The sequence below is a fragment of the Vibrio sp. 5S239 genome, assembly GCF_041439575.1.
GTDB lineage: Bacteria > Pseudomonadota > Gammaproteobacteria > Enterobacterales > Vibrionaceae > Vibrio > Vibrio kanaloae.
On the sequence record NZ_JBGOOM010000010.1, the window covers coordinates 87,453 to 108,476 of the forward strand.

The 21,024-nt window shown below is 44.7% G+C and carries 27 protein-coding genes; 5 read left to right on the top strand and 22 right to left on the bottom strand.

Features of this window, described 5'->3' with window-relative positions:
• Positions 1 to 56 precede the first annotated feature (56 nt).
• From ACED48_RS10315 to ACED48_RS10365, 11 genes are all read right to left on the bottom strand, one after another.
• Entirely contained in the window at positions 57 to 656 is a 600-nt protein-coding gene (locus ACED48_RS10315; RefSeq protein ID WP_017058578.1) for a lysozyme, read from the bottom strand.
• Positions 643 to 852 (bottom strand): HP1 family phage holin, encoded by a 210-nt coding sequence (locus tag ACED48_RS10320; RefSeq protein WP_017058579.1) that lies wholly within the window; start codon positions 850 to 852, stop codon positions 643 to 645. Before ACED48_RS10320 ends, ACED48_RS10315 begins: the two co-directional genes overlap by 14 nt.
• 4 nt (positions 853 to 856) lie before the next feature.
• A complete protein-coding gene (locus ACED48_RS10325) occupies positions 857 to 1,063 on the bottom strand; it encodes a TraR/DksA C4-type zinc finger protein (protein WP_017058580.1) in 207 nt (68 codons plus the stop codon).
• Positions 1,064 to 1,084: 21 nt separating this feature from the next.
• Positions 1,085 to 1,537: a phage protein gene (locus tag ACED48_RS10330; protein WP_017058581.1), complete on the bottom strand. Its 453-nt coding sequence runs from the start codon at positions 1,535 to 1,537 to the stop codon at positions 1,085 to 1,087.
• Between the two features lie 3 nt (positions 1,538 to 1,540).
• Positions 1,541 to 2,674, bottom strand: coding sequence for a DUF2586 domain-containing protein (locus ACED48_RS10335; RefSeq protein WP_017058582.1), 1,134 nt, complete (start codon positions 2,672 to 2,674; stop codon positions 1,541 to 1,543).
• Between the two features lie 22 nt (positions 2,675 to 2,696).
• Positions 2,697 to 3,350 carry a phage virion morphogenesis protein gene (locus tag ACED48_RS10340; protein WP_017058583.1) on the bottom strand — a complete coding sequence of 218 codons (654 nt, stop codon included), beginning with the start codon at positions 3,348 to 3,350 and terminating at the stop codon, positions 2,697 to 2,699.
• Positions 3,343 to 3,831 (bottom strand): phage tail protein, encoded by a 489-nt coding sequence (locus tag ACED48_RS10345; protein ID WP_017058584.1) that lies wholly within the window; start codon positions 3,829 to 3,831, stop codon positions 3,343 to 3,345. Before ACED48_RS10345 ends, ACED48_RS10340 begins: the two co-directional genes overlap by 8 nt.
• Positions 3,832 to 3,842: 11 nt before the next feature.
• The gene (locus tag ACED48_RS10350) at positions 3,843 to 4,307 is read right to left on the bottom strand and encodes a head completion/stabilization protein (protein ID WP_017058585.1); all 465 of its coding nucleotides are present in this window, start codon (positions 4,305 to 4,307) and stop codon (positions 3,843 to 3,845) included.
• A gap of 118 nt (positions 4,308 to 4,425) precedes the next feature.
• Positions 4,426 to 5,163 carry a phage terminase small subunit gene (gene gpM, locus ACED48_RS10355; protein WP_017058586.1) on the bottom strand — a complete coding sequence of 246 codons (738 nt, stop codon included), beginning with the start codon at positions 5,161 to 5,163 and terminating at the stop codon, positions 4,426 to 4,428.
• Positions 5,164 to 5,172: 9 nt separating this feature from the next.
• Positions 5,173 to 6,183, bottom strand: a complete 1,011-nt coding sequence (locus ACED48_RS10360; protein ID WP_017058587.1) for a phage major capsid protein, P2 family — start codon at positions 6,181 to 6,183, stop codon at positions 5,173 to 5,175.
• Positions 6,184 to 7,059, bottom strand: a complete 876-nt coding sequence (locus ACED48_RS10365; protein ID WP_017058588.1) for a GPO family capsid scaffolding protein — start codon at positions 7,057 to 7,059, stop codon at positions 6,184 to 6,186. It lies immediately after the preceding gene.
• Between the two features lie 175 nt (positions 7,060 to 7,234).
• Here ACED48_RS10365 and ACED48_RS10370 point away from each other — a divergent pair, with 175 nt between their 5' ends.
• The 3 genes from ACED48_RS10370 (at position 7,235) to ACED48_RS10380 (ending at position 11,698) form a co-directional block, all read left to right on the top strand.
• On the top strand, positions 7,235 to 9,013 hold the full coding sequence (locus ACED48_RS10370) for a terminase large subunit domain-containing protein (RefSeq protein ID WP_017058589.1): 1,779 nt from the start codon (positions 7,235 to 7,237) through the stop codon (positions 9,011 to 9,013).
• 4 nt (positions 9,014 to 9,017) lie between these two features.
• Positions 9,018 to 10,037, top strand: coding sequence for a phage portal protein (locus ACED48_RS10375; protein ID WP_017058590.1), 1,020 nt, complete (start codon positions 9,018 to 9,020; stop codon positions 10,035 to 10,037).
• Positions 10,038 to 11,446: 1,409 nt separating this feature from the next.
• Positions 11,447 to 11,698, top strand: coding sequence for an ogr/Delta-like zinc finger family protein (locus ACED48_RS10380; RefSeq protein ID WP_017058593.1), 252 nt, complete (start codon positions 11,447 to 11,449; stop codon positions 11,696 to 11,698).
• Here ACED48_RS10380 and ACED48_RS10385 read toward each other — a convergent pair.
• The 11 genes from ACED48_RS10385 to ACED48_RS10435 all read right to left on the bottom strand — a co-directional run bounded on the left by ACED48_RS10385 (position 11,673) and on the right by ACED48_RS10435 (position 18,280).
• A complete protein-coding gene (locus tag ACED48_RS10385; RefSeq protein WP_017058594.1) occupies positions 11,673 to 12,317 on the bottom strand; it encodes a hypothetical protein in 645 nt (214 codons plus the stop codon). The two genes, ACED48_RS10380 and ACED48_RS10385, sit on opposite strands and share 26 nt — an antisense overlap.
• Before the next feature lie 36 nt (positions 12,318 to 12,353).
• Positions 12,354 to 12,575 carry a hypothetical protein gene (locus ACED48_RS10390; protein WP_017058595.1) on the bottom strand — a complete coding sequence of 74 codons (222 nt, stop codon included), beginning with the start codon at positions 12,573 to 12,575 and terminating at the stop codon, positions 12,354 to 12,356.
• A gap of 111 nt (positions 12,576 to 12,686) precedes the next feature.
• Entirely contained in the window at positions 12,687 to 15,338 is a 2,652-nt protein-coding gene (locus ACED48_RS10395; RefSeq protein ID WP_017058596.1) for a replication endonuclease, read from the bottom strand.
• Positions 15,338 to 15,523 carry a hypothetical protein gene (locus ACED48_RS10400; protein WP_017058597.1) on the bottom strand — a complete coding sequence of 62 codons (186 nt, stop codon included), beginning with the start codon at positions 15,521 to 15,523 and terminating at the stop codon, positions 15,338 to 15,340. The genes ACED48_RS10395 and ACED48_RS10400 overlap by 1 nt, the downstream gene beginning before the upstream one ends.
• On the bottom strand, positions 15,520 to 15,750 hold the full coding sequence (locus ACED48_RS10405) for a hypothetical protein (protein ID WP_017058598.1): 231 nt from the start codon (positions 15,748 to 15,750) through the stop codon (positions 15,520 to 15,522). Before ACED48_RS10405 ends, ACED48_RS10400 begins: the two co-directional genes overlap by 4 nt.
• Positions 15,750 to 16,151 (bottom strand): hypothetical protein, encoded by a 402-nt coding sequence (locus tag ACED48_RS10410; RefSeq protein ID WP_017058599.1) that lies wholly within the window; start codon positions 16,149 to 16,151, stop codon positions 15,750 to 15,752. The genes ACED48_RS10405 and ACED48_RS10410 overlap by 1 nt, the downstream gene beginning before the upstream one ends.
• Entirely contained in the window at positions 16,148 to 16,591 is a 444-nt protein-coding gene (locus ACED48_RS10415) for a DUF3850 domain-containing protein (RefSeq protein WP_017058600.1), read from the bottom strand. The genes ACED48_RS10410 and ACED48_RS10415 overlap by 4 nt, the downstream gene beginning before the upstream one ends.
• 2 nt (positions 16,592 to 16,593) lie before the next feature.
• Positions 16,594 to 16,998: a hypothetical protein gene (locus tag ACED48_RS10420; protein WP_017058601.1), complete on the bottom strand. Its 405-nt coding sequence runs from the start codon at positions 16,996 to 16,998 to the stop codon at positions 16,594 to 16,596.
• A gap of 110 nt (positions 16,999 to 17,108) precedes the next feature.
• Entirely contained in the window at positions 17,109 to 17,402 is a 294-nt protein-coding gene (locus tag ACED48_RS10425) for a hypothetical protein (protein ID WP_017058602.1), read from the bottom strand.
• Positions 17,403 to 17,413: 11 nt separating this feature from the next.
• Positions 17,414 to 17,953 (bottom strand): phage regulatory CII family protein, encoded by a 540-nt coding sequence (locus tag ACED48_RS10430; protein ID WP_029627314.1) that lies wholly within the window; start codon positions 17,951 to 17,953, stop codon positions 17,414 to 17,416.
• A gap of 114 nt (positions 17,954 to 18,067) precedes the next feature.
• On the bottom strand, positions 18,068 to 18,280 hold the full coding sequence (locus tag ACED48_RS10435; protein WP_004742462.1) for a hypothetical protein: 213 nt from the start codon (positions 18,278 to 18,280) through the stop codon (positions 18,068 to 18,070).
• Between the two features lie 91 nt (positions 18,281 to 18,371).
• On the opposite strand from ACED48_RS10435, the gene ACED48_RS10440 reads away from it, so the two are divergent.
• On the top strand, positions 18,372 to 18,998 hold the full coding sequence (locus ACED48_RS10440; protein WP_017058604.1) for a phage repressor protein CI: 627 nt from the start codon (positions 18,372 to 18,374) through the stop codon (positions 18,996 to 18,998).
• Positions 18,998 to 20,992, top strand: coding sequence for an ATP-binding protein (locus ACED48_RS10445; RefSeq protein WP_017058605.1), 1,995 nt, complete (start codon positions 18,998 to 19,000; stop codon positions 20,990 to 20,992). The genes ACED48_RS10440 and ACED48_RS10445 overlap by 1 nt, the downstream gene beginning before the upstream one ends.
• Positions 20,993 to 21,024 lie beyond the last annotated feature (32 nt).

The window sequence follows — 21,024 nt, forward strand, 5'->3', positions numbered from 1 at the left end:
TCAACATTAACCACATCGACATCATGGCAACCCCCACTACAGCAACAACTAGCCACTTAACCCATTTGATGCTTTTGAATGGAAAGGCAGCGATCATGCTCTTTATCCCTACGGTCAATTAAACCTTTCAACTTCACACCACCGCCATACACCCACCTTGGCAACTCATGACAGGCTTTTGTAAAGTCACCCTGTTTGATGAAGCGATAAATCTGCGTTTCGCTACCATCACGATTTCGCATAAATCGAGTACAGCCAGTGTTAAAACTAAAAGAAGTGAATGCATCGAACTGACCTTGTGACATCTGTTTGCCTGAATCTGCCTCTGCACGACTGATACATTGCTCAGCTTGCTGCAAGTTCTTCACCCAGTCGGTTGCAATTTGCTCTAACGACACGACTTGGTCTTTCACATCGTGCGTGTTGCCAATGCCATTCGTCGCCAGTCCTGCAGGGCATGTGTACGGGTCTTGTCTGCACCCCTCGGCATTACCGATAATGTCCAAACCAATAGGGCTCGTTCTTAGCTCCCCAACTTGTGTGCCTGCAATGGTCACGGTGCCCGTTGGGAGTTCTGAACTGTTCAGTGTCACACCACCTGTAACCAAACCGATCACAGCAGCGACAGAACAAATAATTCGTTTAGTCACTTTCACTGAGTGCCACTCCTTTTTTGTTAGCGATACGTTGCATCGCTCGCTTATGCCAGTAATTCAATCCTAGAGCTGCCAGACCAATGACAAGCGATAAGACGAAATACCATTGTTCAAATGTCAGCTTGCTGAAGGTCATACCCGCCAAGGATACGATATAAGCAATTCCGCTGGTTATTCTGTCGTACCAATCTTTCATTCCGTTACTCCCGCTCTGCTTGGCAAAATGCACAGTAATGACACCCTGCTATAACCACTCGACGCGCTTCTGGGATTTCATCGCCACACTCGTAGCATTCTTTCGCACTTTCTTGCTGGCTTGTTTGCACTGACCGTTTACGTTGACTTGCAATCGCCATTTCGGTGAATTTGGCTTCATTACTACTGGCATGGTCGATAAAATCTGGCATTCGTACTCTCTCTGATTAGGCTTAAACTAGACCGCGTGTGTCATCTTTGCTTAGATATGAAATACCATTGATACGGACAAAGAGTGGGCTCGTTACAAACCCTTTCAGTTTGCGCTTGGTCTTATCGCTGCTATTAGGATCAACGCTGAGTAAATCTGAAATCTGCAATTTCACGCCGAACAACTCAACTTTGTCTTCATCGTCACCTGTATTTGCATAAAACATGCAATCATGTGGTTTGATGCCACGCCAACTGCCTGCTTCACGTGCCTTTTGTTGTAGCTTTCGGAAGTTGTTCAAATCCAACTCGTATTCCACATCACAGCCAACCGCACCGTGAGTAAAACCTGTTGGGATCCCACGCTCTTTATCAACAGCTGATTCATCATTGATAGTTGCAGTTGCTGATTCCACATGAACCAAAACACCCAACATATTTACGTCGAAGCTTCGACCTGTATAACGAGAATGCATGAATTACTCTCCTAATCGCTGGTTGAGCATAATGCCGATGGTGATTTTTACTGGGCATTCATAAGGCGTAACAGCGAGCAGAATTTCCACTTCTTCACTGTTAATCCAAGTGATGGTGATATCTTCATCTTGTGGTGGTTTGATTTCACCGGGGAACTCGTAATCACCAATTTTCGTTACCACCGCCATTTCGCGCAGGTCTTGGGTGAAGTAGAGTTTTGCACTTGCTTCACTGCCCGGCGTTGAATTAAATTCACGATCTGCGATTCGAGCAATCGCACGGACACGGACTTTACGCGCCGCTTTCATCGCCACACGGATATGACGAATGTCTTGATAATCGCCACCCGGCACGTCTAGAGTTCGCCCTGTTGTCCAGTATTGGCCCGGATAATCTGGGTACCACATCGGAACTGCAATTCGAGCGGCTTCCAGTGCTTTAAGGGTCGCCAACTCCAAAGGTTTGCCGTCTTTATCCGTTGCCAATGCCATGCTACCCAGTACGCTGCCTGTTTTTACTCGTGCAGGGGAATCTGCGATAGACACTTCTTGGTTTGCCAAACGGCCAGCGTAAATACCTACTGTTGAGTTTTCTTTGTGAACTTGAGGAACGACAGTGATGTACTCACTTGCGATATCAGTCGGCACACCGACTGTCGCCGCTAACCACTGCGCCCATGTTTCCCCATCGACGGCATCATTATTGATGCCAGGCAAAGTGCAGATCATGAACACTTCACGACCTAACTTGGCTTTCAGTTCAGTGCGAAAAGCAACCGCTTCTTCAAGAACCGTCTTACCTGTCTCAGGTTTATCTAGTACCACGGCTTCAAAGCTCGATGTTTCATTGGCTTTAAACACGGCGGCTTGCCAGCTGTCTGCGGCGTCTAAGACGATCACACCTGCAGTCCAGTTCTGCTTCCCGTTTAACTGGGCCGCTTTTAGCGTAAGCATATGTACTGGGTCGATGTTATCGAACGTGCTGTCTGCAAAGTCCGTGGTGTTATCCACCATGATGAGGTTGCGCTCTGTTCCTGCGACGGTGCCGTACACAACAAACAGAAAGTGGAATTCAACGCCCGGAATCGGTCCGCGCATCATGTTCAGAATATTAATAATGACGGTAGGCCATGCCATGTGTCTTAGCTCCTATTTCGATTCAACTATTTCGGTTAAGTTCGCGCTTGATAATCATTGCAGCCCGTTTAGGGCTAATGCCTATCAATCGGCGTTCTGGGCGATCTACTTCCCACTTACGTGATGGAGTTTTGTTTTCCAGATCACTAATCAGTTTTGCGGCTTCGGCTACGGTCATATTCTGAGTAATGAATTTGAGCGTTGGCTTTTTGCCTCTCTTCTGCTTGCCTTGGGGCGAAAGTCTGTAACCTAAATCGCGTAGCTCTTTCGCCTGCTCTCTCGTTGCAGGGTCGGTTTTCTTTGGCTCTTTCGCTTCCTTGGCTTGCTTGAACCGCTGCTGCAAACCGCTTTTCTCTGCTTCACCGGTATGGTGAGCCAGTGCCACCGTTCCTCGTCTTGAGGGCCAACCCACAACCAAAACCCGGTTATTATCTTTTTGAAAATGCTTTAGCTTCTTGGTGAAGCCTCTAAGCATCTTTCGCCTGCCTTTTTTGCGCTTTGACCACGGTTTACCGTCTGGGTCACGCTGTGCTCGAATGTTCTTTTTGGTTGTCTTAGTAATGTATTTACCCAGCTCTTTTAGCACTCTGGCTCTGGCTTTTTTATCAAGTTTTAGCAGCTCGAATTGCTCTTTCACTCGCAGGTAACTGCGCTTGTCAGCTTTAATTTCAAACATTGCGAATAACTACATTTGATAGCCTTTCCGCCTGCCAAATCTCGTATTCTTCAATCTTCCAGCGCTGACCACTCCAATGGATAGGCCCGTCTGGGTCAGCAATCACTTTGACTGGTTCTTCAAACATCACTGAGATCAGCACTTCGGCGTTTTTCTCATCTTCCAGCACGACATCTACGTCTGGGTCGTCTAAGTCTTCAATGCGGAAACGGTCGGAATCGTTATCCATCAACCAAGCCCCAACATTCGCAAACAACACTGCAGGGTCGTATTCCTTGAAGGGGAACTTATCGAAGTAGAAGTCAGCCACATAACGCTGATAAAGCAGGTCGAAACCATGGCCCATGTGTTTGGTTTCTAGTTTCAGTTCAACCTTGCCCATTTCACATTCCATGCGCTTGGCTATCTTGTCGCCCACGACACTGGTTAAAAATGCGTTTAGGTCACGCAGCTTGTAACCTGCTTGATACTGCGTACTCATAACCGTTCCTTTCACAACAAAGCAGCCGATGAGCGAGAAACCCCCAACATATTTCGAATAATGCGCTGACTTTCTGCCATTAAGTCATCTCGTGTATCTGTTGATCTATCAGCGAGGTGGTCACCTTGATCTTTGGTATGAACCGTCGCAATATCAGGAAGTAGGTCCGCTTTAGCTCTCGAATTAACCGCGGATTCATATTGAATCACTAAGCGGTTTTTCCCATTCACAATGGGCGTGACTGGCACATCAGCGGCGTTTTCGTAACCTTGCTCTTGATACTCAGCTTTTAGTTGAGCAAGAGAACGGTTCACTTCAGCCATGGCATTCACTAAAGCAATGGTGATGCGATCAGGATCTTGCGCTGCTGGTATTCCCCTACGCTTTTCAAAATCGCCTACGTTTAAGTTGGGCCAGAAACCATCATTAGTGATTTCAGTATCTTGATAACGCGCATCTGAAGAACCCGTAAACATACTTAATCCCTTTTAAATAGGTGCGCCTCTAGCCACTGAGTCGACGGAATAAACAGGGTGATAAATCACTTGTTCTTCCTCGTCAGCCGAGGCGCGACGGCTTAGGAGCTGTTCTAAACTAGAGGTTGTCGCCACTCTCTAACGCTCGGATACGTTGCTCGATTTTATCAATCATCGTTTTTACGCCGATGGCTGGGTGTTCGTCTTGAGCTTTAAGTAAAAAGTTTTTGGCTTTCTCTAACGTTTCCGTATCACCCACGGAGCCTGCATGAACATCACCTTTTTCATTCCGAAGCAGGTAAAGGCCTGCGAACTTGAACCACTTAGCGCTGAGTTTTTCCGTGATTGCCCACTTAGGTTTTTCGCCGTTTTCATCCGGGGTTAAATTGGCAAACACATGATTGAAGTACGGCTCAATTGAATGACCATATGACGCCATACGCTCAGACCATTTCAACACTTCATCGGCACAGAAAGTGGCAAAGTCTCGCTTGAATCGCTCGGGAGTATCTAACCCACGTTCGATAGCAATGTCACACCACTCAATCGCAGTTTCTAGATCTTCGATATCGAAGAGCCAAATTACCATTTGAGTAAATAACGGGTTATCGAACTGCTCATCACCGGCTAAGTACTCCTCAATCGCTTGACGGTATTTAGGAACCAAAACTTCACGTTTGTGGTTAACCTTCTCATCCGTTCGATTGAAGGTTTTAAGCACCTTCAAATCACTTTCGAGTTCAGATAGAAGCAGGTGCAAACTGTTTGGGTTAGCGACAAACTGTTTCTCAGGTGACGATTTCTTTTGCTGTTTTGCCAATGCTTCTTGGCGTAACTTAGCTAATGGACTTGCCATGATTCACCCTTACGCTGGTACTGGTTCAACAACAGTGACGTCTTCGATAGCTGCAAACTTGTTGTAGTTGCCCACGGCATAACCTTCTTGGCGAAGATATGACGTTTCGAAGCGTTTACGATCTTCTTCGTTACGAGACTTACGCCACTGCGTACCCTTTTGAGTCAGGATCTGCAGGTTGGTTAAGTTTGTCACCCAAATCATATTTGGTGGGAAAAATGGCGGTGTATACACCGTTTTACCTGCAACGGTCTTCGCTAAGCTTTGAGCTGCTTTATGCTCAGTCGGTACTTCCGCTGATTCCAATAAACGATGCTGCTCTGCGGCCACTAAGTTGCGACCAATCAGAACCACCAAGTCAGGGTCGCCTTGATGCACTTCATGGATAGTGGTGTTGGTTAGATCGTTAACCAGTGAATCTAGGTTTTTATACGCCCCGTCGGTTGCACCAGTAGAATCAAGCTTGGCAGCAGGAAGAACTTGAGCTGGCGCCTTTTCTTTCGCAAGCTGCAACCAACCCTTATTAACGTCTTGTCCCATTGGGTTTGCTACTGGGTCCGTGTTTTCACCTGCTATGGAGGTACCATGGAAACCAATTCGCAGCTTATCTAAAGCAAAATTCCGCGTGATGGCGTTGTTCATCAGCTTCATCCACTGACCTTTGCCACCCGAATTCGCCCAGATTGTCATGGTAATCCAGTTGATATGAGCGCCAGAGTCCGTTTCAGTTAGCTCGTAGGTATTACCGCTTTGGTCAAGCGAGCCCATGAAACGACCGTCTTTAACTCGACCTGTCAGCAAACCACTGTCGCCCACATCGATCACTTGACCTTTAATCTGGTCAACCGAAATATTGGAAATACGGTTTAAGAAAGAGTCTGATTCAACAATGGCTTGGCGAAGCTTCGTTTCCATCACTGGCGTGATGTTGAATTGCTTAGACGCATCTACCACGCCACCCGCTTTTGCTACGGCTTGGCAATATTCATCTAAAAATTTTGTCGATACTGCATTGAGCATTTACACGACCTCCACAGTTGATTCGCCGCCGTTGCCTTCTTCACCTGGCTTTTGACCCGGTACTTCTTGCTTAAGCTTTGCGAACTGGGTTTCAAGGTTTTGTACTTGCTCGGCTACAGGAGCAAGTTGTTTCTCTAATTCACTAGAGAACTGCTCTAAAGAGAACGTTTGAACCTCACCTTCTGGTTTAGCTTCGGGTTCGTTAGGTGTTTGCGCTTGCAGGTTAAACTCTTGCTTGAGTTCATCCTTTAGTTCACCTTTCATGATGCCGAACTGCTCTTTCAGTGCAGTTTTAAGTTGTTCTTCGGTCACTTTTTCTTCCTCTGGTTCAGGATCAGGTTTTTGCTCTGGTTGTTCATCACCAGAATTGAAAAAGGCATTACACAAGGCAAAGAATCGGTCTGTTTTTGAGTAACACTCATCAAGGCTGATTTCTTCCAGTTGGCTGCAACTCAGCTCTGTGGTTTGACCTTCTTGTCGTGAAAACTGAAGTAATGAAACACCAGACGACGCAGGGGAATCGGTCACGGCTAACCCCATCAGGTAGCACTTTCCTTGCCCTTTATAGTCTGGATTGGGTTCTATGGAGGTAAACAGCTTCTGCCCAAGCTTATTGGCTTCAAGTAAATATTGATTAGGTTCAAGTTTGGCAAACAAGCGCATTTTCCCATCCACTTCTTCAGCTTTAACGGCAAGCACTTTGCCCCAGTTACTTCCGTAACCAGCAAAGCGTTTGTGTTCAGGCCAAATCAAAGCGGTGTATTCACTCAGGGCATAATTTTCTGCAATCTGCATGAGCCATTCTCGGGTGATCTTACGACCATCAACCGTCGGCCCTTCTGTTGCTACAATTTTCCAATCACTGGTTTTTGCCATTTGAGTTTTTACCTAGTATTAATTTGTCAGTTAGGTGTTTCAGACCTTCACAATACGCCTTTGATTTGCCCGTTTCAGCCACTTCAATTCCGACCAATTCGGATACAGGACGTATCCGAACCCATCCGAATTTTGCTATGCAATTTAGGCGGTTACCTCGGCGTATGATTGGTTCATGGCATATTCTCCTGAAACACGACACGCGGCCCGTTCCCTTTATTTAAAGGCTTGGACGCCCAATGAAATCGCTTCCGAACTAGGTTTGAACAGCACCAGGATCATTTATCACTGGGCTGACAAATTTGGATGGCGTGATATGTTGCGCGAGCAAACGATTGATGAATCGATAGCGCGTAGAATTGAAACCCTGCTTGAGCTGGAAAACCCGACCAAAGGCCAGCTCGATATGCTTGATAGGCTCATCAAGCACCACGTACAACTTAAAAAATTCCATGCTCAAGCTCAGCCAGTTGGAGAGAAACACTCAACTAACGAAACTGAACCTGTAGCTAAAACGAACGGTAAAAGCTCGCGTTCTAATAAGTCTGACGACAAGCAGAAAAAGAAGAGCAAAAAGAAGAACAACATTGCAGAGCTGACCAAAGAGAACTTCGCGACCTGGCATGAATCGCTCTTCGAATATCAGCACACGATGCGTAACAACCTGCACCAACGTACTCGTAATATTCTTAAGTCCCGCCAGATTGGCGCCACCTACTATTTCAGTGGTGAAGCGTTAGAAGATGCGATTTTGACCGGCGATAACCAGATATTCTTATCTGCGTCTCGCGCCCAGGCAGAAGTATTCAGAAGCTACATTATTGCGATTGGTGAAGAGTTCTTAGGTGTTGAATTGACGGGCAACCCGATCATTCTCTCTAACGGTGCCGAGCTACGCTTTCTATCGACCAACTCAAAAACCGCACAAAGTTATCATGGCCATGTTTATGTGGATGAGTATTTCTGGATCCCGAAATTCGATGAGCTCAACAAACTCGCCTCAGCCATGGCCACCCATAAGAACTGGCGCAAAACCTACTTCTCGACCCCTTCCGCCAAAACGCACACGGCTTATACATTTTGGACCGGTGACCAATGGCGCAGAGGTCGTGATTCTCGCGCTAACATCGAGTTCCCGACCTTCAATGAATATCGAGACGGTGGCAGGCTCTGCCCAGACAAACAGTGGCGTTACGTTGTTACGATTGAAGATGCAGCTGCAGGCGGTTGTGAACTGTTCGACATAGATGAACTGCGCGATGAATACAGCAAAGACGATTTCGATAATCTGTTTATGTGCATTTTCGTTGATGGCGCCAGCTCCGTCTTCAAGTTTTCAGCGCTCGAAAAAGCCATGGTGGATATTAGCCGGTGGCAAGACTTTAAGCCCAGTGACAAAGACCCCTTCGATCGCCGTGAAGTGTGGTTAGGTTACGACCCAAGCCGAACTCGAGACAATGCTTGCTTGGTTGTAGTTGCACCACCGATTGTTGCTGTTGAAAAGTTCAGAGTACTTGAAAAGCACTACTGGCGAGGATTGAACTTTCAGTATCAGGCGCAGCAGGTCTCAAAGGTATTTGAACGATATAACGTGAGCTATTTGGGTATTGATACAACGGGCATTGGCGCGGGTGTCTATGACCTGATTAACAAGAAACACCCACGTGAAACCGTGGCCATTCAATACAGCAATGAGAGTAAGAACCGGTTGGTGATGAAGATGATTGATGTGGTCGAAGCCAACCGCATTCAATTTGATGCTGAACACAAAGACATCGCCATGGCATTCATGGCCATCAAGCGAGCGACCACCAATAGCGGTAACAGCATGACCTTCAAAGCAGAGCGCAGCGAATTAACCGGACATGCCGATGCATTTTGGGCGATTTCTCATGCCTGCATTAATGAGCCGCTCGATCATTCTGAAAAACGAAAATCAACATGGCAGATGTAAATCAATGACTGAACAGACAACAGAAATAATCACGAAAGAATCCGCTAATGATGAAAGCTTGATGTTTAGCTTTGGTGAGCCGGAAATCATGGATCGTGATTTCACCAACTACGATTACAACGAGCTTTACTACAACGAAGACGGTAACTACTGGGAACCACCTTTGGATAGAGTTGGGTTAAACAAACTCACTAGAGCCAACGCTTATCATGGTTCTATCTTAATGGCTCGCCGCAATATGATCTCAGGTCGTTACACCCAAGGCGGAATGCAGAAGCAACAAATGCAATCAGCAGTGCATGACTTCTTAGAGTTCGGTGACACGGCCCTGCTTAAGCTGCGTAACTACTTTGGTAAAGTCATTGGGCTATGGCCTATTCCTACGATGTATTTACGCAAACGTAAGAACGGTGACTTTGCTTTCCTAGAGCGTGATGACAAGCAGAAGAGTTACAAGAAAGAAGACATCATATTCATCAAACAATATGACCCAGTCCAGCAAGTTTACGGTGGACCAGATTACCTTGGTTGTGTTCAATCAGCGTTACTGAGTCAAGACTCAACCACGTTCCGCCGTCGTTACTATAAGAACGGTTTGCACATGGGCTTTATCTTCTACGCGACCGACCCTAACTTAAGTAAAGAAGATGAAGACGACCTAAAGCAGAAGATGGCTTCAAGCCGTGGCGTGGGTAACTTCCGCTCAATGTTCATCAACATTCCAAACGGCAATGAGAAAGGAATTCAACTCATACCCGTTGGCGACATAGCGACCAAGGATGAGTATGAGAAAATTAAGAACGTCACTGCACAAGAGGTGATTACCGGCCATCGCTTCCCTGTTGAACTGGCTGCAATCATACCAAATGGTGGTACGCGTGGTGACCCTATTAAATTTGATTACGTTTACTGCAAAAATGAAGTAATACCCGCTTGTGAAATGTTCATGGACGCCGTGAACCGAGACCCAGAAGTACCCAAGCATCTCCATTTAACCTTCAATTTGAACAATGTTGCGGCCTAAGTAGCGTGACATTTTTTGCAATTTTGTTTTTCTCTGTCATTTACGTTCAGCCCTTGTGCCATAAGGGCTGAACAACACCGAAAATGATCGTCACAAAATACACACGATCATTAAAAAACTAACCTAAAACACAAAAACCATTATATTTCAATCAGTTAGTCAAACCAATCAGATCAACACTGATCGTCAGAATTTCAATTCCTTGCAATTTTTTGCACTCTTCGCAATTTTATTAGGCGCTCTGTAAGCCATTTTAAGCACTGTTAACTTACTGCAAGCACCGTTATTCCTAAAGGGCTAGCGGCTTATTAGCATTCCATCACGGCAGCAGAATTTCACTGAAATAGAATTGCAAAAAAAAGTGTTCAAAAACGTCGCAGGCGGGTAGGAGGAGTGCGTTTTCCGTGGGTTAGGCGTGCTTGCGGTGAGTATATTGACCGAGCAACCAACTAACAGTTACTATATGCAGGTTGTGTGCTTAGGCTAGCGGGCAGCGGCGCAGTGTCGAAAGCTGCACAAGTGACTTTTGACCCATCCATCATCCTTTTGTTAATGATTGTTTTTTTCATCAAAAACATGTTGCTAATGGCATCGGAACCAAGCCGTACTCTTGGTAAGGGGGGTAGGATTATGAATAAAGTAGTAAAACGAGCAAGAACATTACTAGCTTCAGTAGCTGAAACAATTGGCGGGCTGGGGATTAGTCACTTGGCCACAGACGGGCTGCTAGCCTAAGCGCATAAATACAAAAAACCGCCTTACTTGGCGGTTTTTTCGTTTAAAGAATCTAATTTAAACAAGCTTGAAGATTGATGGCTCTTCGGGGACCAGGTAAATGTGTCCAATCAGCCTTACCAAACTGGGCAATACTATTTTGAATAGTAGATAAAACATGGGGATTTACGAGCCTATGTTGATACATCGTTCTAATTGCCCAGCAATCAGCATTTTGTTCATTTTGCATACTAGGACCACTGACTGTATGTCCTAGAGCATGGTGCGCACATTCATGATATCTGAAGAACGTTCTAGTTGGACCTGGCATCGATTGCAAGACGTTAGGGTTATACAATATGATCGGCATTCCCATATTATTGTTAGTCGCAATTGCCACATCATTTATATTGTAATTGTAAAACTCCCCTACTTGCTGCCCCTGAAAGTTGAAACATTGTGCCCATAAGTTAGTACTTATGAACAAACCTAAAATGAATAGATACCTCATAATTTTCACTCCTAGCTATGACCCATAAAGCATAGGAGAATACTCTAATTAATGCATATGTAATATTGACAAATCTAAGCTTTTGGTTGGGGAGTTTAGTTTGTAAAAATGATTACTGACTGTATAAAAACACATCGAAATTTAGTACCATAAACTTATCATTTAGATAGGTTTATGGTGTTATATGAGAGTAGTTTGCCCCGAGTGTGGCGAGAAAGCCCGCATACAAAAATCAAACCGTATTTCAGCGGGTTATAGCGACTTATATTGTAGTTGTAGTGACCCCGAATGTGGCCACTCTTTCGTAATGAACCTAACCTTCAGCCATACTCTTAGCCCTTCGGCTAAAACGACATCTCAGTTAGCTTTTGAAATGGTTAAAGCCCTGGCACCTGATCAACGCCAAGAACTTAAGCAGCAGCTTTTAGTTCTTTAAAATCTTCATTTCTTGTTAACTTGTCTTCCTCTAACACGTGCTTAAGAGAGATAACCGTAAGTCCATCAAAAAAGAGTAATGCGCACAGGGGTAAGTACAACAAAGCTGCGATTGGAAATTCAAAAACGGCTTGATGATCCAAAGTCACCCACAACGACATCGACAACGCGATTAGGAACATAACCCCCAAAAAGAGTAACAGTGAAATTCCAATTTCTACATACATCCAAACCCTATGCAAAGTACCAACAGAAGGTTTCAGTTCACCATTATCGATTTTGAGTACTTTGGCAGATCTTTGAAAATGCTCTAACCGAATACCACTTTTCTTCTGGCTATATATATAAAGCAACCTATCACGAATCTCACGAGGTGCCCTTATTCCAGTTGCCTCAACGATATAAAGTTCAGATAACTCGTTTTTAAGGATCTCTTTATTATCGTTATCAACCCAATCACAGTTGATTGCGTTTTCCAACTTTTTAAATCTACTGGCTTTTAGATCATTAACCGTGTGAAGGATATCTTTATGATTCATAAGCAAAGTAACTACGAGGACCACAAATAGTATCCAGACTGGGGTTTCACCGCCAATGAAACCAATAATCGCCTTATCCAAACCGTTTACCCCTATGCAATGAATTGAGTCATTGAATCATAACTCAAATCTATTACTACCTACACCGTCAGCCATCTCAATTAGCTGCTTCATTGCAGTTAACTTTTCAGGCTCCAATTCTTCTCTTTGGTCCGCAACCAATAAACTCATCAAATAAATACCTACATCAGCTCTGCTTTCACCTTCAGTGCTGAGTGCTACAGCATCTATAATGAACTCCATCGCTTGTAAAAATATGTCCTGTTGTTTTAATGACATAGCTCTACTCCAAACCAAAAGACTGTACGAATATACAGTACTTTTAGAAATATTAATACAGTGTTTTTATGAAGCGAGATTCACCCCTCATTCTGAGAGCTAATCTGAGCCTTAAATCAACGGCCACTCGTCGGTTTCAGGAAAGAATGACAAATTAGGCTGTTCATACTCATAGTCGTCATCTTCTCCGGTAAGAGGTTCAGGCTGTTTTAGCTCGAAATCATCTAACCAGCTTAAATCTGGCTTGGGTTGGTACTCTTCAACCAGCTGGGCTGGGCGAACCGTGCCGCATGGTAGGTACTCCGCAGGGCGGATTCTTATACTCGTTTCATCATCTATTCGAATTGAACTGCCTTCTTGCAGCGCGATTAATGCTGAATCATCAATATTTGGCGGTAAATCACCACCTACTGAGTAAGGTTCTAATAATCGCTTAAGCTGATCGCTGACCTGTACTTTCTGCGGTAGCGTACAGTTATTGACAGAACTCCGAGAGGAATCAGAGATTCCAGAAAGAGCAAGATCAAAAGCCCCCGCTTCAGCGTCATCGCTATTTTCAGTTTTTGTTACTATCTGCCAGGTCTTAAGACGAGTCTTAACCAACTCACCTGCAGCAACAAACCCTTCTATCTTGCGAACGTCTTCGCCATGCGGAGAGGCAAACGGCAGCACTTCATAAGAGTTCGTGATCAGCAAATCCTCACGCTTAACAAACGGGCCTCCCTGCCCCATGATGTAGCCTTGCCAGTTACCATGGTCGGCCGCTTTCATTGTTCCTGCGACATTCACTTGGTCTGTATCAGCTCTCACCTCATAGTTCTCAGCAATCACAGCTACTAACTCTGCATTCGTCATGACATGAACTGGTTTAAACGGACCAACTAAACGGTACATCGACATGAGGTAAATAGAAGCCAACTCTTCACGTTCTTGCTTGAAAACGTATTCCATAAAGGCTTTCTTGTTTTGGCTAGCTAGGCGGCGCAGTTCACGGTAAGTGGTAACCGGCGCCCCACCAAAGAATTGAAATTGACGAACACCCCAACGGCTCTTCCATGCGTTGACGTTTTTGGCCATAGCTTGCACAGATTGCCCGGTCTCTTTCGAAACCTCTTCACCCATGGCATAGCCATCAATATTTTTTGAAATGTACTTAGCGATGTAGCCTGTCGCTGTGCCTTTTTCTGGGTCGATGTACCCAAAGTCACAACGAGGCTGATAATTGAATGGGCCTTGAATAGATTGCTTCTTCGCTGCTCGCTTTTCGTTGCGATCGAAGAACGGGTAAAGCTCTTCTTTGTCTTCATCAACCGCATAGCGAATGAATACGTCACGTACCTTGGCCACATGCTCAGGCTTAACCCAAATCAGCAAATGCCAGTGCGGAGTACCATCATGATGTGGCTCAGCAACGCGAATACCAAACCAACGAATTTCATCACGACCTAATTTGGCACGAATGCGCTGCCAAACCTTATTCAAATAGGTTTGTGCTTCACGTGGGCTCGCGCCGTTCCAGTGTGGAATGAAGCCGCCTTTCTTATAACTATTATGATATTTCGATGGTGTTGTTAGCGTTAAGAACAAACCTTGTAGGCCAAGCTCGTTGCCAATATCTTCACAGCCACGACAACGAACCATTAACTCATGACGACGAATTGCAGGGTTCGACATGCTTTTCAAGACCATGTCTTCCATTTCAACTTCTTCGCCAGTGGTTTCTTCTTGAAGTAAGTGGCCTTGAATAAAGTCCCAGCTCTTCTTTTGCTGAACTTGATGCTCTTGAATGCAATCCCATGATGCATAAGGTGACGCCTTTGCCGACACTTGCCCCATAGCAATGGCTAAGTGTTCACGCATAATCTTGCGGATGCGCTTTAAGCGTCTAAACCACCACTTTTCACAGCTCAGCTTAGAGATAAACGACATGATATTTTCAGGCGTTATCTTCTTGTCATCACTTGGTGTTTTTACTCCAAAGCTACGCACCAAAGAAACACACTGTTTGTACACCATTAATGCTGCGATGTTCTCACCGTTCTCGGTTTCACATTCAATGGTCTGAGTCAGTGCCGTTTGATAGCGAATCAAGATAGACACAATTTTAAATGCCATCTCTCGAAGTTCATCTTCTACTAGCTCGGCAATGACTTTGCTTCTAACAGGTTTACGGTTTTTCTCGGCTTGCTCAAAATCGAAACAGGCTTGCTGGTTCGCTTGCTCAAAGTTGTTTTGCTGAGGCTTGCTATCATCGTCGACAGCATCACTCAGCAAAGCAACCTTAGAAGTAGTAGGAAGTTGTTTGTATTGCTCTAGCACCAACAAAACACGCCTATGCGCGGGCACCATTTTTTCACGAATGAAAGTGTTTGCGGCAAAGCGGCCTTGCTTCTTAAAAATCGAAACATAGCGATTTGCGAAGTACTTAGTTAGATAGTGAGGAAGATCGGCAAAATGCTCGGACAACCATTCTCGATCTGCGGGGTTAACTTCATATAATTTGCGCTCAACAACAGAAAGGTTTTCAGGTTCACGCTCGAGCATCGATCGTGAAGACAAAACGATGTCATTAGGGATTGGAGCAACAGTCTGATCACCGCCAACCCATTCAAGGAAGGCTTCGTGTGATCGCTCTTGTTGCTGTTCATTAAATTCAATGCTGCTGATATCAACATCTTGATACCACGAAATAAGGCGCTCACCAGAAGTTTGAACCTTCTGTCGCGAGCGCCTATTTTTCTTGGATGCGTAGGTCGGTACCATCAACACTCATCCAAAAAGTCTGCGGGGTTGCGTGTGATTTTCAATTGAACCTGGGTAGACTCATCACCAGATAGCAAAGTACCCAATAACACTTCATTATCTGGGTGATCACCTTGGAGCAATTCTACTAATAGGGTTTCAATATAATCAGGTGCTTCAGCCGCAACTTTCTGTGCTTCGCTCATAACGCTGCTAGCTCCTGTGTGTCCATAATCATATGACCACCCGTATGGTTGCCTTTGATAATCACGCCATTCAAAACGTGTTGGCAGTTGAACAGCTCGCAAGCCGTTTCAATCGCAGGCTCTGCCGATTCAAACTCACCTAACAGAACGTTCTTCACTTCGTTGGTTTCATCGTGGCGAACGACACCGCCACCGTTATTAAGTGCAACAGCTACATAACTCAGCATTACCCCGCCTCCACAGTTGGGTAGCCGTGTTCATCGGCCATATCGCGCCACCACATTTGCATTTGAGTAGTTTGAGACGTGGATTTATTACAAGCCGACACAAAGAACAGCGCACGAACGGCACCTAAAGCTTGATTTGCGATATCTCGGTCAGAAGCCGTGTTGTAAACCACAATCCAAAAAGCCCACCAAGCGGTAATGAAATCTTCTAAACAGAGTCCCTGTTCAGTACCGTTCACGTTCACAAGTAATGCTCGAGTAGAGTCCAAGCTCAGCACATCGCCTTGGCTAGTTTCTGTAATATTGAAAACACGCATGAACTGTTCAATCTTGCGAGTAGTAAACCCTTCTGAACGCAACGCGTGGTTCAAGTCTTTCTGATAAACAGAGATAGTGCTCATGCTGCCTCCTCCCCTAACTTTTTAAGTAGAGTCGTTGCCTCTGTAGCAAAATAGCGTGAGTCTTGAATCTGTCTTTCTAGATCAGCGGTTGTGAGCCCTGCCTCTCGAACCACATCAATGCCCGCTTCCATGCAGTCGGCAGCTTCCACTAAACGATCTCGTAAATGCCCCATCAAAATCACACTGTTTAAGTGAGATGAATTTGAAAGAGAAAGAACACATACCTCTTTGCTTAAACCAAACTTACCGCCCTGCAGTACATGCGTAATTTCATGAACCAGGGACGCTCCCGTTTTATTTCCTTCATTATCAATTTCGTGCTGTATCAACACATCGTTTGCTTGATAGTTACGATCATTGACTCGAATTTCAGCCGTTTTACGGCCTAAACGAACCTCGTTAAAGAACTCTGATTGGGTTTTTACTTCATGTAATTTCATGCTCATGCCCCCACTGCAGATGAACAGAACTGCTCGAATTGATATAACGCTTCATCATCAAAATGGCCTAAGTCACGGAGGCCAAGCATTTCAAGAAACAGGTGGCGGTTGCTCATATCTAAGTTCGCCCAATGATGAAGTTGTGAAACTTGTTCAATCGAACCGTTGCGGTACCAGCTTGGGAATGAATAGCCAAAGAACACACGAGCTCGATCGCTTTCCATTGCTTTTTTGATATCGGCTAAGACTTCTTCTTGAGGGCGATGGGTAGCGATAGGCTCTTGCTTCTTCGCGATAGCATCGAGGTGAATCAAAACTTGGTGTTGCTGCTCTTGATTGCTTGAATTAAAACGCTCAGCGATTTGGTTAAAAGACTGACTAAATAGGTGCTCTTCAATATTACTCATCATCAATTCCTCAAATTTTGGATATAAAAAACCCTCCCTCTTTAAATCAAAGAGGGATAAAGGGTGTAGGCATAACGCCTAGTGGCTAGGTTTGCTTGGGTGTCACTAAGTTATGACCAGCGCGAAAGTACATCCTGTGCGTTGGCATCAATTCGGTTAATTTCACGTGAAATGCGCATTTGTTCAGCGCGGCAATTGCTCTTAGAAAACTGAGCCTGTAACTCTTCACGCTTTGAGCGAAGTGGCTTTAATTGTCGCTCGCCAAGTTCTCTTCGCGTGCGCTGTAATGCAGAAAGGCCACGTTCTTTTTGCTCACGGTTCAGAGACCAACAAGGCAAATCAGGGCATGGGTTTTCTAGCGGTGGGACACCTAGGTTTGAATGTTCGACTGTTGCAACTGACATACTATTTTCCTCTAACTTAAGCCGGGGATTGGTGCACCGTTGGCGATAAAGTCGATTCCCATACTCAAGAACGGGGTTACGCCAGTTGTGCGGTTTTCTACATCCGCGATAAGCTGCACTAAGTTACTGATACCGCTTTGAGCTTTACGAATGATCTTTTGCTTATGCGAACGGGTTAATCGGTCGTTCCCTGCATGCTCTAAAGCCATGCGAGATAAATCACCAGAATGCATTGCGTTTTCTAATGCGCGTTTAATGAAAGTTTCTTCGCTCGCATCATTGGGAATTTGTGCGGTCACCACACCGAGGCCAAGCAAAAGGCTATTAAGAATGGTGAAGTTGCCACTCGCCTTGGTGATCATTACAAGTTCTACGTTGGTAAGTATGTGCGGCTGCTCTGGGTTGAGCTTGTTACGTAGCATAGTGGCATTCATATCCACGGCCTTTGCTAACTTGGTCATGTTCTCCGAGTTCGCAAATGCACAACACGCTTCGTTAAATGCCTTTTGTTTAGAGCCACGGAATTCGCACATTGAGTCAATTTCGTTCATAACCAATACTCAATTGAAGATAAACGGGACGAAAACGAATCCCCAACCAAGAACATTTAGCCACAACGGGCAATGCTCTTTGGTTGGAATTAGGGAAGATAAATGCATGACTGCCTACCCCAACTTTTCCATAGCTTCACGAGTCGCCATTTCAACTAAGGCGATCATGTTGATGAGAGGAGTTTCTTTACCTTTTGCTTTAGTTTTAATAGGTAAGCGGCCATCGGCTACCCAATCCATGATGGTACGTTTAGGCATTCCAGAAAACTGAGAGTATTGGTCGTACGTCATGAAAGGCGTATTTAGGACTACTTGATATGAGAGCATAGTGATATCCTGTCAGGTAATTAAATGTACACATAAGTAGTCAGAAGTTGCAGCTCGCTGACTACGCTTTAGCAAACATTATTGATCGCTTATGCCAACTAATCAAGAAGAGTTATCCGCTTTCTCGTATTTAAGTGGGAAGAACTTTGTTCAAAGATTGATCGAAGTAACAGAATCGAAGAGTCAGAAAGTACTTTCTGAAAAGCTAGGAGTTCCGACTTCCACTATTTCGACGTGGGTAAAGCGTGGATTAACACCTCATGAGATCGCGGTAAGAGCTCATTTACATACCGGTGTTTCATTGAAGTGGCTTTTATTGGGAGAAGGTGAGGCGTTTCCGAACAGAAGTTCACAAAAGCACGAATCGAAAAGGCTAGAAACGAAATACCTATTCGACATCGACTCTTTTAAAATTCTCAATGGCGAATTATCAGAATTAAAAACACTAACTTTTGATAAATCCTTGCTTGATGAAGTTTCTGTAACCAATGCAATGGCTATACGCGAAGGTGAGTTCACATCAATCATTGATAAAGAAGTTCACCAAGCAGTGAGCGGCACGTATTTGGTGGATATGGACGGCCTACTGTCTCTAAACGACATTCAGCGTTTACCAGGCAAGAAACTAGCCATCAGCTTTAACGGCTCGACTCTAACAGTCGAAGAAGATGAAGTGAGAGTTGTAGGTAGAGTTGCGTTGGTGATGGAGAAGAAGTGATGAGTGTTGAATTAAGTAAAGTGGATGCTTTTTGTGTCCCTGAACTTGAGAACCAAGATTTTCAGTTAATTGAGGCTCGCAGTAACACTATTGAAAAAACACGACCGATTAATGTCGTGATTGGGGCCAATAGCGCCGGAAAGAGCAGACTTCTACGGTCTTTATTTTCATACTCCATAGATTCCTTTGACTATGAAATAAAGCTTTTCGAGCGTTTAAAAGAAAAAATCGAGAACTCTACTACCCCACCTGCGGGTCTATCTAGAACAGTTTGGGAGCGTATTAACAATTTTATGGTGCAGCAGTTTGATTCTAATGCAGCGCTCTTGGACTCAAACTTACACTCAACACTGCAAGCTCAAATCGAACAAACAACAATAGACATTCAACGAAGATATTCTGAAGCAGACATAATTCGAACCGCGAATGAATGTTTTTCGCCAGAACTATGGCAGGACATTTCTAACGCAGCGGCCTCTATTACTTTTAACCTTAGCGGGGTACACAAAGAATATATCCCTATACTTCGTGGACTGCGTACGTTGATACCAAATAACGATGTGTACTTAGAGCGAACACTTCAAGACTATTTTGGTGGAGCTCTCCCTGGCTCAATACTAAAAATCTTTAGTGGTCATACATTGTATGAAGACATGGTGTATTCGTTACTAGGTACGGAAGAAGAACAAGCTAGCGTCAAAGACTACCAAGACTACCTCTCCACGCACTTCTTTGAGGGACAACGTGTAAATATCATCCCTCGCAAAGACAGAGATGACAAAAAATCGTCGACAGAAAACAATGTCGTCCATATCAAAGTCGGGGATGAACCCCAGCGCCCAATCTATGAGCTCGGCGATGGCATTCAAGCAATGATTGCGCTAACTGTTCGTCCGTTCTTGGAAAAAGAGCCAACAATCTTCTTCATCGAAGAACCGGAGCAAAACCTGCACGCCGGTATGCAGCGTGCGCTGATTGAAGCATTTAGAGCATGTCCACAGCATATGTTCTTCTTTACTACTCAATCAAACCACTTTGTTGACCTCACTTTAGAATCTGACGACATAAATCTAATCAGTGTGAAGAAAGAAGTCGATGATACTGGTAAAGCGACATCTATCGTTCAAAGCCAAGCTAACAATAATGAAGTTCTCAAAGAGCTGGGTGTTCTCGCATCTTCGATTCTACTCGCTAACTGTTCTATTTGGGTCGAAGGTGTCACCGACAAACGCTATCTACAAGTTTATTTGAACAAATACTTAGATGAACTCGAAGCGTTCTGCATCTCGGATGATGGGACACCAGAAGAACGCGCAGCAGTAAAAAAACGCGCAGGAAAGCTACGCACATACAACGAAAACCTTCACTACGTTTTTGTCGAGTATCAAGGCTCTAATATTACCCACTGGGCCTTTACAGATGATGTAGATCCCGAAGAAACATCGCAAACACCAGCTCAAAGGCTAAGTAGAGATGTACTACTTATCGCAGATGCTGATATCGATAGTAAAGGCAGTCGTGTTACAGATTTGCAAGAGGCTCTTGACGACCGCTTTGAGCTACTCGAATGGAAAGAAATCGAAAACTACATTCCTCAAGACATTATTGTCAAAGCAGCGAAAAAACATTGGGATAGCTTCCAGCAAACTCAGGGTTCTAGCTATGACTTTGAGAGTTTACCTGACAAATATTTTGAAGATCCAGAGATCGGCATCGGTGGCTTACTCGAAGACAAAGTTTCACGTTCTGAAACTGCGACTAAAGCAGAAGGCAGCTACTTCTACAGAGATGGTGCACCAACGAAGAAAGTCGGATCTCAAGTGGTCGACTCCCCAAGCTCAGGTAGCACCATACGAATAAAAGTGGCTTTTTGTGACACTGTCGTAAATATTATGAAGGGTAAAGATGAAGATAACCAAGTTGATTGGGAGCTAACTCCTGAACTAAAAGGCTTGTGTGACAGAATCTGGGCATTTATTGAAGAGTGTAATTAGATTTAGCAGCCAACATAGTTGGCTGTTTTGTT